The organism is Streptomyces sp. NPDC002156 (genome assembly GCF_053593675.1).
In genome coordinates, this window is sequence record NZ_JBSFDA010000224.1 from 1 (window position 1) to 13,755 (window position 13,755).

The 13,755-nt window shown below is 71.6% G+C and carries 9 protein-coding genes; 8 read left to right on the top strand and 1 reads right to left on the bottom strand.

Annotated features, from left to right (window positions below):
- From ACWCRB_RS44980 to ACWCRB_RS45010, 7 genes are all read left to right on the top strand, one after another.
- The coding region (locus tag ACWCRB_RS44980) for a response regulator transcription factor (protein ID WP_451001599.1) at positions 1-639 on the top strand (639 nt) is incomplete at its 5' end.
- 211 nt (positions 640-850) lie between these two features.
- Positions 851-1,627: a DUF4132 domain-containing protein gene (locus tag ACWCRB_RS44985; protein WP_451001600.1), complete on the top strand. Its 777-nt coding sequence runs from the start codon at positions 851-853 to the stop codon at positions 1,625-1,627.
- Complete coding sequence (locus ACWCRB_RS44990) at positions 1,624-5,046, top strand: hypothetical protein (protein WP_451001601.1); 3,423 nt, start codon at positions 1,624-1,626, stop codon at positions 5,044-5,046. The genes ACWCRB_RS44985 and ACWCRB_RS44990 overlap by 4 nt, the downstream gene beginning before the upstream one ends.
- Positions 5,047-5,093: 47 nt before the next feature.
- A complete protein-coding gene (locus ACWCRB_RS44995) occupies positions 5,094-5,801 on the top strand; it encodes a hypothetical protein (RefSeq protein WP_389349300.1) in 708 nt (235 codons plus the stop codon).
- Positions 5,795-6,415, top strand: a complete 621-nt coding sequence (locus ACWCRB_RS45000; protein ID WP_389349299.1) for a hypothetical protein — start codon at positions 5,795-5,797, stop codon at positions 6,413-6,415. Before ACWCRB_RS44995 ends, ACWCRB_RS45000 begins: the two co-directional genes overlap by 7 nt.
- Positions 6,408-7,031 carry a DUF7691 family protein gene (locus tag ACWCRB_RS45005; protein ID WP_451001602.1) on the top strand — a complete coding sequence of 208 codons (624 nt, stop codon included), beginning with the start codon at positions 6,408-6,410 and terminating at the stop codon, positions 7,029-7,031. The genes ACWCRB_RS45000 and ACWCRB_RS45005 overlap by 8 nt, the downstream gene beginning before the upstream one ends.
- Positions 7,032-7,056: 25 nt before the next feature.
- A complete protein-coding gene (locus ACWCRB_RS45010) occupies positions 7,057-7,482 on the top strand; it encodes a hypothetical protein (protein WP_389349297.1) in 426 nt (141 codons plus the stop codon).
- Between the two features lie 243 nt (positions 7,483-7,725).
- Here the strand turns inward: ACWCRB_RS45010 and ACWCRB_RS45015 are convergent, their stop codons facing one another.
- On the bottom strand, positions 7,726-11,481 hold the full coding sequence (locus ACWCRB_RS45015) for an nSTAND1 domain-containing NTPase (RefSeq protein WP_451001603.1): 3,756 nt from the start codon (positions 11,479-11,481) through the stop codon (positions 7,726-7,728).
- 257 nt (positions 11,482-11,738) lie between these two features.
- Here ACWCRB_RS45015 and ACWCRB_RS45020 point away from each other — a divergent pair, with 257 nt between their 5' ends.
- Positions 11,739-13,685 carry a pectinesterase family protein gene (locus tag ACWCRB_RS45020; RefSeq protein ID WP_389349295.1) on the top strand — a complete coding sequence of 649 codons (1,947 nt, stop codon included), beginning with the start codon at positions 11,739-11,741 and terminating at the stop codon, positions 13,683-13,685.
- Positions 13,686-13,755: the final 70 nt, after the last annotated feature.

The window sequence follows — 13,755 nt, forward strand, 5'->3', positions numbered from 1 at the left end:
AGGCCGATCTGGTACGCCGCCGCGGCCCGGGCCGCGGCGGCGCTGGGTGACCGCGACGAGGCCGCCGAGTGGGCGCGGCGGGCGTCGTTCGACGCGGATCTGCTGGGTCTGCCGGGGCAGCGTGGATACGCCGCCCTCGCTCGGGCCCACAGCGCCCCGGATCCCGTCGGCCCGCTTCAGGAGGCGGTCTCCGGTTTCAGGGCCGGCGGTCTGGTCCCGATGGAGTGCCGGGCCAGGCTGCTGCTCGCCGCGGAACTCACGTCACGCGGACCACGCGACCAGATACGTGGGCTGGAGCAGGCGCTGGAGCATGCCAATCGCGCGAAATCACTCGCGGAGGCCTCGGGGGCGCGCCGTCTCTACCGGGAGGCGGTGGACATCCAGCGGCGGCTGGGCGCTCGTCGGCCCCGCCCGGTGCGGGAAGCCGCGACATCGTTGCCGGACATGTCGGCGCGGGAGCAGGAGATAGCCCGCATGGTGGCTCTCGGCATGTCCAACAACGACATAGCCCGCGTCCTGGTCGTCTCGTCGAAGACCGTCGAGGCCCACCTCACCCGCATCTTTCGCAAGGCCGGTGTGCGCTCCCGGACCGCGCTGGCCACAGCGCTGTCGAACGCCGGTCCGGAGCCCACCCTCTGACACCGCCCACCGCCCACCTGAGGGCGGGCTCCCTTGGATGATGACCGATCGACAGTACGTACCCCCGTTACGTGCTTCCACGGATGCGTCCGGGTGCCGCAAGGGCTTGACTCGCTGTACGCCGGAGAGACCCGCTCCGCACACCTGGTTTGCGTCAGTCCTGGCTTGACCGTGCCGATTGCAGGTTCTGTTGATACGGAAGGCAAGATCAGTGAGCTGGCTGACTGCGGGTGACGGGTACGAGGTTGCCCTGGTGAGGGACCATCCGGAAGTGCAGCGGCTGCGCCGGCTCGCCGAGTGGCTTCAGCGGCACACGGCTGCGTGCCTGGCGCAGGTCGACGCGTGGATCTCGTCGTCGCTTCCGGTGCCGACGGAGCTCGTGGCCCGGGTGTGGCCGGACGAGGTGTGGCGGTCGGCGTTGCGTGACCTCGTGGTCGTCGGTGACGCGCCGGACGAGGTGGGGTTCCTGCGGGATGCCACCGAGTCGGGCGAGCTGCGGGTGGTGAACCTGGACGGCGAGACGGTCCGGCTGTCGCCGAGGACGGTGACGCTGCCGCATCCGGTACTGCTGCCGGACCTGGAGGAGCTGCGGGAGTTCGCGACGGGACAAGGGATCGTCCAGCGCGTCGAGCAGATTCACCGGGCGGTCTGGCGCAAGCCGGCGAACCTGTACGGCGACGGGACCGAGGTGACGGACTTCGCCGGGGCCAGTTTCGGCTCGCCCTACGCGCTGGCCGCCTCGCTCGGCTACCGGACGACGGGCGGCTACACCATCTGCCGAATGCGCGACGGGCAGCGGACCGTCGACGCCTGTCTGTGGACCGGATCGTACGAGTACAGCACGCAGAGCGGGGCCCTGTTCTGGGGCGACCGGGACGGCCGCGCGCTCCGGCTGCGGGAGATCGGCCCGGTGGCCTGGTCGGAGGGGACGCGGATCGCTGCGGCACTCCACGCCGGGCGCGTGATAGAGGAGGGGACGGACGCGTGAGCGGGGGGACGCGGGTGTCGTACGAGGAACTGCTGGAAGCCGGTGCGGTACTGCCGCGCGGCTCACGGGACGTCGGTGAGCGGGCCGTGCCGCTGACGGCACGCACGTACCGTCAGCCGGGGCCGGACGACCGGGTGGTGGTGCGGCTGGTCACCGAGGACCTGGGCGCGGCGGAGGACCTGGCCGCTGGTCACGCCGGCTTCGTACCGGACGGGAAACCGGTCGAGGTCGGGCTGGCGTCGCGCCGGGCGCTCGGTTTCCCGGAGTGGGTGCTGGTGCACCACCCGCAGGACGCTCAGCACGCGCTGGACGTCGTCCCGGAGCTGGAGCGGATCGCCCGCCGGGCGAAGTCCAGTGTGCAGGCCGCCATGGACGACAGCCGGAAGGTCGCCCGGCGACTGGCCGCCTCCGTGCCGCACTTCCTGCCGACGTTCCACGAACAGGTCGGGCGGATCTTCCTGTCGGCGGAGAGCACGGCGTACGCGGCACAGATGTTCACCCGGGCCCGCGAGGCCGAGGCCGAGCACGGGCTGACGGTGGACGAGCAGCGGCAGGACGCCGTCTTCCTGGAGTTCGCGCTCGCCGGGGCGGTGTCGGTGAAGGCGCTTTCGGCGTACGCCAGGGAGCTGGCCGCCCGCTTGCCGGCGCCCGAGGCTCTGGAGCGGTTCACCCGGCTGTGTCTGTTGGGCAGCGCGGGCGGGCTCGTGCCGTCCGTCCGGTCGGGGGTCGATATACGCAGGCTGGCGCGCGCCGTCGGGCCGGACGGAGCCGAGGCCGAGCAGACGTACCTCGTGGAACTGCTCGCTCTGCCCGCCGCCATGAGGGCGCCGACCGGCTGGTGGAAGGCCCAGCGGGCGGCCCTCGTCGAGCTGGCCCGCCGACATCCCTCGGCGCGCGGCGCGCTCCTGGACGCGATGCCCGTCTCCTACGACCAGGACGTGCTGGTGCTGTGGCTGGACGTCCTGGAGGAGTCCGGGGCCCTCGCCGGGCTCTGGGACGACACCCTGCCCGAGGAGCGGCGGCCCCGGGACGGCATCGCGGGCTGGTTCGTCCGGTTCCTGGAGTTCCACACCGGGGCACTGCACTGGAGCGAACCCGCCCGCCTGCCCGCGCTGTACCGGCTGGTGGAGCGTGCCGCCGACCGACTGCGCACCGAACTCGCCGGTTCAGGGCGGGAGTTGGAGGTGGTGCGGGATCTCGATCTGCTGGATCTGCTGCTTGCCCGGAACGTGCCCGTCGCCCCGTTCCCGGAGAACCACCGGCTGCCCCTGGAGCAGTGGGCGAGCTTCGACGACCGGCGCGACCTGTTCGCCCTCGCGGCCGACGAACGCTTCCGGGAGGTCTTCCACCGCAGCGCCGACGGGTTCTACGGCAGTACGGACCACCTGCACACGCTCAGGGTCCTCGCCCGGTCGCCCGGCGGCCGTCCGATGCTGGCGGACTGGGTGCGCGAGGTCGCCCGGCGGGCGCCCGCCGCCGGACTGCCCGACCTCCCCGAGGCACTCGGCCCCCTGCACTGGCTCCCCGCCGAGGTGCTGAGCCTGGCAGAGGACGAGATGCGGGCGGTGGCCGCGGCCGACCTGGCCCCGCTGCTGGCCCGGACCCTGCGGACCGGCCTCTTCGACGAACTCGGCTGGCCAGCCTGGGACGAGGCGGCCCGCGCCCTGGTGGAGAGGGAGGACATCCAGTTCCTGCATGTAGCGGACGCCTGGCCGCACCTCGTCGTCGCCGGTGACTCGCAGGTCCGGGTGATCGACGCCGACGGCACAGTGCTCGTCCATGATCTGCGGTTGCCGGAGACGGCGGGGTACTACGACCGTCCCGGTTTCCACTTCGTGGACGGCGAACTGCTCGTCCACTGGCGGACCGGCGACCACGGAAACAGCGGCTACTGGCACCACACGCCCGACCGGATCGTGGCCCTGGAGGGCCTGCGCGGCGCCCGCATGGGCATCGACTGGTACCGGGAGGAGACCGGGGTGTCGACCCTGCCCCTGCCCTGCGGCGGACGGATCGTCGGGCCGGGTGTCCTCCACCTCGGCGGCACCTTCCTGCATCAGGAGGCGTTGCTGCTCAGCGACGGCGACTCGTACTGGATGCGGGGAGGAGACACCTGGCTCGGATTCGACCCCGACACCGGCACGCTCGGCCCCGAGAGCATGCCCGCCTTTCTCACCGAGGCGACGCTCGACGCCCCCGAGGGCAGCACGTTCGAGTACGGCACGCTGCTGCCCCACTACGACGCCGAGTTCGGCCCCGCCGCGGCGCCGGTGGACGAACTGCTCGGCTGGCGCGTGATCCGGCTGCCCGACGGCTCGCGGCGCGGCGAGGACCTGGCCGGACGCCGCGTCACCGTGCCGGCGGGCGCGGGGCTGCCGTGCGCCGCGGTGGTGTTTCCCGGCGCGGACCGGCCCGTGGCCGCGAGCCGGGACACCGGCTGGGCCGTCCACCTCGTCGATGCGGACGGCGTCGTCACGGCCACCGCGCGGGTGGACGGCGCCCCCGGCGCGTTCGCGGAGGGCACCCCGATCCTCCCGCCCCCGACCTACTGGCACTGTCTGCGCCCCCGGGACCCCCAGGGCTCCGCCGCACTGCGCCGCATCGACGACGACACGGCGCGAGCCCTGCTCGGGGCCGCCTCGACGCGATCCGAGGACGAACTCCCGGATGCTGTACGGGAGTTGGTGCCGCAGGTCACCCATGACGCCCTGGTGTCGGGGATCGCCGGAGTGCTGCGATTCGCCGCCGAGCAGCAGGCGGTCCTCGACAGGGTGGCGGCCAGGCTCAAGGAGGCGCTCACCGCGACCGGGTCCGAGTCCGCGCGCCGACCGTATCCGACACTGCTTTCCCCACCCCTAACTCCTATTCCCCTGCCCGGAGACGCAATGAATACCGCATACTCACCCGTAACGGAATTCAACCTCCTGATGGATCTACAGGACAGGATCGGCTACGAGAATTTCGCCGACGGATTCGGTCTGACGGAATACGGTGACCTCTCCGGCTTGGTGGCGGGTTGGTCGGACGACCTCGAATTCACGGGTCGGCTGATTCCCTTCGCGCAGGCCACCGGCGGCGGCTCGTTCTACGCGCTCTGGAAGATCGACGACCGGACCGACCTCGCCACCCTGCCTGTGGTCGTCTTCGGCGACGAGGGCGGGCAGCACGTGGTGGCCCGCGATGTGCGGGAGCTGTTCCAGCTGCTCGGCTTCGACGCGGAGATCAGCGTCGACTGGGAGAGGGCCTACTTCTACCGCGACGAGGACGAGCCGTACACCGAAGGCCGCGACGAGTACGTGGCCTGGCTGGACCAGCACTTCGGTCTGCCCGTGGCCACGAACCCCGATGCCGTCCTCGCGGCGGCGCAGGAGGAGTTGGGGCAGCGGTTCGCGGACTGGGTCCGCCCCTTCCTGCCTTGATCACACCCCATGAGCGCACCCATCACGAACGAACGAGAGGTAAGTCCATGCATGGAGTGCCGCTGACGGAGCGGGTCATCGAGGCGGTGCGCCGCGATCCGGGAGCCAGCGCGCTGCCGCACCTGCTGCCGTACGTCAATGTGCCCTGGGTGGAAGGCGGTGAGGCCAGGCCGATGGCCGAGGACGTGCTCGCGGAGGCCGTGTTCCCGTCCGGGCGCCCGTTGCCGCCGAGCCTGCGCGCCTGGCTGGCGTACGACACCAGTCTGCTGGAGCGCCACAAGTGGTTCGCCCCGGACGGCGGGTTCGCGCCGCGGCCACTGGACCAGTTGGTCGGGGACGAGATGGGCGACTTCTGGGCCGAGCCATTCGCATGGCTGTCCGGGCACCTCTCCGAGTGCTTCCTCCTGCCAGGCGGATCGGACTCCCGACGGATCCTGGCCGTCACGGAGCCCGACGAGGAGGGCGAGTACCCCGTCCTCGCGCTCGACCTGGACGACATGCCGTACCTCGGACTCATGTACCCGGGCTTCGACGTCTACCTCGCCGACACCGCAGGCCTGCTGGAACTGGGCAAGCGGCAGACCTACACGGACCTCATCGACCATGGCACCTACGGGCCCCGGATGCGCCGCCACGCCGTGCAGTGCTTCGCGGGCGAGACCTGTGTGGAGTACCCGTTCGAGTTCGCCCCCCTCTACGAGCAGTTGTTTCCAGGGCAGGGGCTGATCGCCGGACGAGGTGGGAGCCAGTGCTGACGCTGTCCACCTGGCGGGCCCGCTTCGACCCCCTGCACGACACCTCCGGTGTGGCCCGGCAAACCGGTGGCCAGATCGCCGACTTCCTCAGGCACGACCACGGCTGGTACCACCACGCCGGCGACCTGATCCTCCCCGACGACACCGACCTTGACATCGCGCTGGTCGTCGACGGCGACCTGGTGGTGCACGGCTTCCTCGACGACCATGTGTCCGGCCTCGGCATGCTGGTCGTCCTGGGCGACCTGGTCGTACGGGACCTGCTGTCGTGGGGCGCGCTCTACGTCGGGGGCGACCTGCGCTCACAGGGCGTGGTCCACGCCTATTACAACGACTTCACCTTCGAGGTCGCGGGCGCGGTGCACGCCCGGGCCCTGATCCTCGACGACAAGTTCGGCGACTACCGCAGGGGCACCCTGGGGGTGGAGATCGACGCGTACGATCCCACGCCCGAGCAGCTCCGGGCCGCCCACGAGATCTTCGTCCCCGAGGTGTACGAGGAGGACCGGGACGCGGAGGAGGAAGAGTCGGAGTCGCGCAGGCCGAGCTATGACCGGATCCGTGCCCGGCTGCACGCCGGCCGGCCCCTGTTCAAGGACGAGAGCAGTGGCTGAGCAGTACGTATCGGCGTTCGTCGTCGAGGAGGAGCACTTCCGGGCCATGGTCGGCTCCCGGGACGAGGACCTCGTCCGTACGGCCGTCGCCGCTGTCCGCCCCCTGCGGAAGGCGGGGAAACTGCTGCGTGCCACGGACGCCCGCGAGGTGGAGCGGGCGCTCCGGGAGATCGTCTCCGGGCTGCCCACCCCATCCCGCGCAGGTGGGTACGGCTGGCTGCTGGAGCTCCTAGCCCCTGCTCTCGGGGAGCCCGTCGGTGAGGTGGTCCTGCCGGGGCGGGGATGGCACGACCTGGAGAAGGCGCTGTGTTCCTGGGGGTTGGCCTCTCTCGCCGAACTCTGGGGGCGTGCCTGGTCGTTCCCCCTGACCGACAACCCACGGCAACCCGACCCGTGGCCCTTCCCGGTGCTCGCGCCGCTCAAGGAGCTGGACCGGATCCGGGACGAGCTCACCGCCTTCGACACCGACCGCGTCTACGACGACTACGGCTTCCTGCCGGGCGGCGACGACGTGGAGGAAGTGGTGCCCTTGCTGGACGAGTCGTTCCCGGCGTGGGTGGACGCGGCCATCGTCCACGGCCGCGACCTGCTCCTGATCCGTGACGGCGGAAGGTGAACATGCCGAACGGAGGCAAGGCCCCATGTCCATGTGGTTGAAGCTCACGAAGCTCGAACCGTCGCTGCTCAAGTCGGCGCTGGAGGAGTTCAGACGGACCGGGGACTCCTTTGGGTGCGACTACCGCCTGCTCAGCGCCGTCGCCGAAGGCCGTGCCGAGGTCGAGGAGGGCACCGCGGACTGGACGAAGGCCTACCCATGGCTCGCCAGGTCGACCGGCCACGGCTGCGTCGTCATCGAGGAGCACCGGTTCGGCTACGGGCCCGCCTTCATCCTCACCCCCGACGAGGTCCGTCAGGTCGCCAAGGGCCTGGTCGCCGAAGGCTGGGCCGTCGGTGCCACGGCGGCCGACTGGGACGGGGAGAGCGAGGACCACGGGCTCCAGGACCTGGGCCCGTTCTTCGCGGCCGCCGCAGCCGAGGGAAAGGCGGTGCTCGGCGGGGTGGACTGAGCCTGTGCGACCCCCGTTGCCGGGGCCTACAGCTGCCACCACCACGCTTCGAGGTCCTGGTCGTCGGCGAACTCCACGGGCACCGCGTAGGGCGACCGTTGTGCGATGAAGGAGACTCAGTGAAAGGCACACCGGACAGCCCGCCCACGCCAACTCAACGGCCCACGACCCCGAACGCGGCACCCAGCGGACGCCGGCACCGACTTCAACCACGCCACCGCGCCGCGACCAACGGCCCCGGAATCAGCGCCCGCACACCTTGCGGTACGGCGCGTCGGGTACGTGTGTGTGCCACTGGGCGGGGGTCAGGTCGGCGCCGCCGGTGCGGGCGCAGATCCGGGTGACGGCCCGGGCCGGGTCGATGGTGTACCGCTGGAGCGGGGCGTGGGCGCCGGCCGCGTGGAGCGTGGTGCTGTCGGGGTCGAAGGCCAGGGAGGTGATGGCGTCGCCGGGGGTGGTCAGCGGGCCGCCGAGGGGCTGCTGGGTGGCGATGTCCCACAGCTGGAGCGTGCCGGCGTCGCCGCCGGCGGCCAGGGTGCGGCCGTCGGGGCTGACGGCGAGTGCGCTGACCGCCTCGGCCGTGTCGCCGAGCGGCGTGGGGAAGACGTTGCGCAGCACCCCCGCGCGGTTCTTCAGGGCGCCGTCCCACAGTGAGACCCGCCCGGTCTGGTCGCCCGCCGCGAGCCGGGAGCCGTCGGGGGCGAAGGCGAGGGCACCGATCCTGTTGCCCTGGACGAGGTCGTGGGAGCGGACGGTGCCGGAGGGCAGGCGGACGGCGCGGTCGGCGCCGACGAGCAGTCGTCCGTCGGGGCGGACGGCCAGCTCGGTGCCGGTCGCGTCCGGGTGCACGGCGGTCCGCCGGTGCCGCGCGGTGTCCCACACCTCGTTGCTCGGCTTGCCGAGGGGGGTTGTGCGTACGGCGTACAGGGCGTGGCCGTCGGGTCCCAGGGCCAGGGTGACCACCGCTCCGACGGGCGACGGCGTCGCCAGATCCAGTGCGGTCCGTGCGCGGCCGCGGGCCGTGTCCCAGAGGGTGAACCGTTGCGGTGAGGCGAGGCGGCCGGGTGCGGAGACGCCGTAGGCGAGCGCGCCGCCCTCGGGGTCGAACGCCATCAGGGCCAGGGTGTCCTGCGCGAGGACCGGCCCGTCGGGATCGCGCGAGACGGGCAGGGGCACCGGCGGCAGCGTCCGCACCACGTGTCCGTCGCGGGTGTCGCGCAGCTGGAAGCGGTACATGTTGTCGGCGCGTTCGGCGGTGGCGAGGGTACGGCCGTCCGGGCTGAGCAGCACCGTTTCAAGGGGATCGTCGCGCCATGCGGAGGTGACGGCGCCCGTGAGGTCCAGCGTGTGGACGGTGCCGCCTTCGAGGTAGCGCAGCAGCGGCCGGCCGGGGTCCCAGGCGAGGCCGCCGTAGAGGTGCTCGTTGTTCAGGGGGTGGCGGAACGCCGGGGCGGGGGCGTCTGTCGTGACGGCCGTGAGACGCCAGGCCCTGATCTCGCTGCCGCCGGCGGTCGCCAGGAAGGCCCCGTCCTCGCTGAAGGCGAGGCTGTGTACGTCCCGGTCCGCGAGGCCGACGATCAGGCGTCCTGACACGGCGTCCCAGACCTGGACGCCGTCGGGGGAGGCCATGGCGAACCGGTCGGCCCCGGCGCCCGGGCCGCCGAACACCAGCGTCGAGTCGTCGTCGCAGAGGGCGCCCGCGTCCTCCCAGTCGCCGGGCAGGGTACGCCCGCGCTCGGTGTCCCACAGCCGCGGCGGCCTGCCGTTGGGGCAGTCGGCCAGCAGTCGGCCGCCGGTGCCGGCCGCGACGTTCGCGAGGCGGGTCGCCCGTGTCTCGAACAGCAGTGTGCCGTCCGCGGCCGAGCGCAACCGCACCCGGTCGTCGTCCGGACCGCTCACCGCGTAACTGCGGCCGTCGGCGCCGAAGTTCACAACGGCGTCGGCCAGCACAGGGGCGCCGCTCCACCGCCCGGCCGATGTGTCCCACAGCCGGGTGCCGTCGTCCCCGGCGACCACCAGCAGCCGCCCCTCGGGGTCGGCCCCGGCCACGGTTCCGTCCGGCAGTCGGCCCGAGGCGAGCCGGTGGTGGGTCGCCACGTCCCAGGTGCGCCAGGTGCCGTCGGCAGCACTGAGCAACGTACGGCCGGAGCGGGTGAGGAAGCGGGCGGGGCTGCTTCCGGGAGCCGGGTCGGTGAAGGTGTCGGTCTCGGGCTGGGCAAGGGCGCCGAGCAGGGCGCGACGGGTGTCCGGCGACTCGGTGACCCGCCAGGCGGCGACGCCGAGCAGCTGAGCGGTGCGCGGGTCGGTGGTGCGCAGGGCGTCGGCGACCTCGGCGACCCGGTGGGCCGCTGCTTCGGTACGCCGGCGCTGGTTGTCGCTGTGCTGTGTCCAGGCGACCAGGCCGGCGACCAGGGATACGGCCAGGACTGCCGCGAGCGAGACCAGCTGTGCCCGGCACCGGCGCGCGGAACGGGCAGCCGCGTGCTGCTCGGCCTCGCGGGCGTCCAGCGCGGCGGTGAGAAAAGCCCGCTCGGTCGCGGTGAGCAGGCCGTCGTCGTCAGCGAACAGCTCCTCCGCGCGGGCCAGCCGGGTGCTGTACAGGGCGCCGGGGTTGCGGTCGTGCTCCAGCCCGGTGCGGGCGGCCTCGGCCAGGGCCCGGTGGTGGCGCAGGCGTTCGCGATTCTCCTCGATCCAGCCGTGCAGCCGGGGCCAGCAGGTGATCAGCGCCTCGTGGGCGAGCTGGGCGCCGTCCTCGTCGACGGTCAGCAACCGGGCGCGGGTCAGTCGGTCCACCACCGCCGACACGTCGGCTCCCGCCCACTCCTCAAGTTCGGCCCGGGTGAGCGGGCGTCGCGTGTCGGGGGTGCCCTGGCCGGGCTCGACCATCCGCAGCAGCAGGTGCCGGGCGGTGCGGGCCTGCTCGGGCGACAACTGCGCGAACGCCTTTTCGGCAGTCGCCGCGATCGCGCCGTGTACACCGCCCACCGCCTGGTAGGTGGCCAGGGTCAGTGTCCGGCCCCGGCGCCGCCGCCAGGTCTCCAACAGTGCGTGCGAGAGCATCGGCAGTCCGCCGGGCTCGTTGAGCACCTCCTCGACGATCCGTGCCGTCAGCTCCCGCTCGACAAGCAAGCCGGCCGCCTGAGCGGGCTTCACCACTGCCTCGCGCAGTTCGTCCGCCGACATCGGGCCGACCAGGAGGGCCGCGCCGCGCAGGGCGTCCGCCAGGTTCCGGTGTTCGGCGCAGCGGGCGTAGAAGTCGGCCCGTACGGCGATCAGCACCCGCACGCGGCTGTCCGGGTCCCGGGCGGCGAGCAGCAGGTCGATGAAGCGGGTCCGCTCCGCGCGGTCCCGGCACAGGGTGAAGACCTCCTCGAACTGGTCCACCACGACCCAGCTCTCCGGCTCGCTCTCCGCCGGGGCCAGCAGATGGCCGTACGTGGCGGCGGGCCGTGGCCCCGGGGTGAGGATGCGCAGCACCGCCGGGCCGCCCAGGTCCCGGATCCGCTCCCGCAGCCGGGGGATGAGCCCGGCCCGCAGCAGCGAGGACTTGCCGCTGCCGGACGCCCCGACCACCACCGCGAACCGGTGCTCGCACACCAACTCCCGCAATTCCTCCGTCAGTCGGTCCCGGCCGAAGAACAGATCGCGGTCGTCCGGCTCGAACCGGGCCAGTCCCCGGTACGGCGGCGGCGCGTCCTCGGCATCCTCCCGTGCCTCCCCCGCGGCCGCGGCCTCCTTCCAGCGCGACTCCCACTCGCCCGGATCGCCCCCGCAGCCGCGCACGTACCCCTGGACCACGGCGAGCGACGGCAGCCGGGTGCCGGCCGCAGCCTTTGACAACGTTGCCGCCGAGAACCCCGCCACGTCGGCCATGGTCCGGTACGACGGGTTGCCGGCGGCCCTTCGCAACTCCCGCAGCTCATGGGCGAAGCGCTGCGCCGGTCCGGCCGCCGGATCCAGAGGTCTTTCGGGACGCGCCACGGACTTGCCCACTTCCATGCAGATTCCGCAGAGCGGTGAAATCTCTACTCAAGGACCAAAAACATATGTTTCCTGCCGCTCGGTAGTCACCGCTTTCCTCCGAGATGTGACGTTGATGACAGTGATGGAACGGGCCGCGCATCAACTCGGCGGCACCGCGCGGGATTGATTCCCCTGATGGCGGGGGGTGAGCAACAACCTGTGCGTTGTCAGCCTCGGTCACGTCAGCCCGGATCTCCGGATCCCCGGCCCACCGAGCACCTGGAGAACAGCGCATGTCCTCTACCGACATCACGGCGCTCCCCGAACGGGGGGTACCCCAGCCTCCGCCCCGGCGAGGCGCCCGCAGGGTCACCGTCGGATCGATCGTGACCACGGTCGTGCTGTCGATCTTCGCCACTCTGCTCGGCCCGCTGGGCGTACTGCAGAGCGCGAGCGCCGCGACCGGTGCGAACGTCACCTGGCGCATCAGCAGCGAGCCCGCCGACGCCAAGACCGGCTACGTCACCATGCTCAACGGCATCAGGGAGGCGATCAGGGCCGGCAGGGTCAGACCGGTTTCGGGAGGCCCGGCCGTCGACGTCACCGACGTCGACGGGGCCAACCAGTTCATCACCGTCGACCTGCACGCCGAGGACAGACCCGAGTTCATCCGGGTGTTCATGCGCCGGTCGGACTCCTACGTCATGGGATGGCGGGTGGCCACCGAGGACGGTGCCGGTGCTGTGCACTTCGGCAACTTCCTGACGCTGGACCCCCACGTGAACCTGCCGGGGGCCATCCGGACGGGCAATGGCGCGAACGTGAACTCGCGGTTCGAGAACCTGGCGAACTACAGCGACCTGCAGCAGCAGGGCGCCACCCGCGAGGGCATGCAGATCACTCCGGCCAGCCTGAACACCGCCGTGCTGAGGCTCCAGGGCGGTGAGCAGATCGAGACCAGGCTCGGGGCGCAGTCGATCCTTCAGGTGATCGTGGCAGTCGCCGAAGGTTCTCGGTTCCGGAACCAAGCGGGTGAAACGGCGACGGCGTTCGGCAGGGGGCAGGCCTTCACCGTCACCGCGCAGCACATGGCGCAGCAGAACAACTGGGCCACCATGAGCAGGGCGCTCCTGGTCGCGATCGTCGCGGGCGTCGCCGTCCTCGCGGCTCCCATCGAGGTCGGCGCGGTCGTCTTCGGGACCGTGGCGGCCCTCGCGGCCGCGGTCATGACGGCCCATCACTCGAACGTGAACACCAAGGGCAGGCACCTTGCCGAGGGCGACTTCTCGGAGTATGTCCAGCCCGACGGCTTCGGCGACTACCCGACCGTGCAGGCCGCGATCGACGCCGCTCCCACGGACGGGGTCGAGCACAACATCATCATCGCGCCGGGCACCTACCACGAGACGATCAACGTCCCGGCGAGCAAGCGCAAGCTGTTCATCAAGGGTTCCACCGGCAACGCAGCCGACGTCGTCATCACCGCCGACAAGGCCCACGGGATGATCAATCCCGCGACCGGCGCGCCGTACGGAACCCAGGGCAGCGCCGTGGCCACCTTCAAGGCGCCCGACATCACTGTCGCGACCATCTCGATCGTCAACTCGTTCGACCCCGCCAAGCACCCGGAGGTCGGCCCGTACGAGACGCAGGCCGTCGCGGTGGCCGCCATGGGCGACCGGCAGACCTTCAGCCAGGACCGGATCATCAGCCGCCAGGACACGGTGCTCGTCAAGGGGATACAGCCCACGGACCAGGCCCGCCAGTACTTCGTCGGCAGTTACATCGAGGGCACGGTCGACTTCATCTTCGGCAACGCCACCGCGGTGTTCGACCGGTGCAACATCGCCATGCGCAACTGGGTCGGCGGCACGGTGCTGGCACCCAACACCGACAAGAGCAAGAAGTACGGAATCCTGATCTCCGGCAGCGAGATCTTCACCAACGGCGTGCCGGTGAAGACGATGTACCTCGGCCGGCCGTGGCACAACTCGCCGGACGTTTCGCCCCAGGCGGTCGTCCGCGACAGCGTGATCCACTCGGGCGTCAACTCCGACCACCCCTGGACCGACATGACCACCGACTACTCCTGGACGCAGGCCCGGTTCAAGGAATACAACAACTACGGCCAGGGAGCCGGAGACAACCCGAACGCACCGCAGCTGACCGACGCCCAGGCCCCTGACTACACCGCCAGGAAGTACCTGGCCGGCACCGACGGCTGGAACCCGGTCTACTGACCGAAACCGAGCCGACGGGCACACAGCCCACCGGCGGAGGCCCTTCCCGTCTGGCGGACGGGAAGGGCCT

Excerpts from the sequence above, each read along its gene's own strand:
- ACWCRB_RS44995 (WP_389349300.1), top strand. The coding sequence starts at position 5,094 with ATGCATGGAGTGCCGCTGACGGAGCGGGTCATCGAGGCGGTGCGCCGC.
- ACWCRB_RS45010 (WP_389349297.1), top strand. The coding sequence starts at position 7,057 with ATGTCCATGTGGTTGAAGCTCACGAAGCTCGAACCGTCGCTGCTCAAG.
- ACWCRB_RS45015 (WP_451001603.1), bottom strand. The coding sequence starts at position 11,481 with ATGGAAGTGGGCAAGTCCGTGGCGCGTCCCGAAAGACCTCTGGATCCG.
- ACWCRB_RS45020 (WP_389349295.1), top strand. The coding sequence starts at position 11,739 with ATGTCCTCTACCGACATCACGGCGCTCCCCGAACGGGGGGTACCCCAG.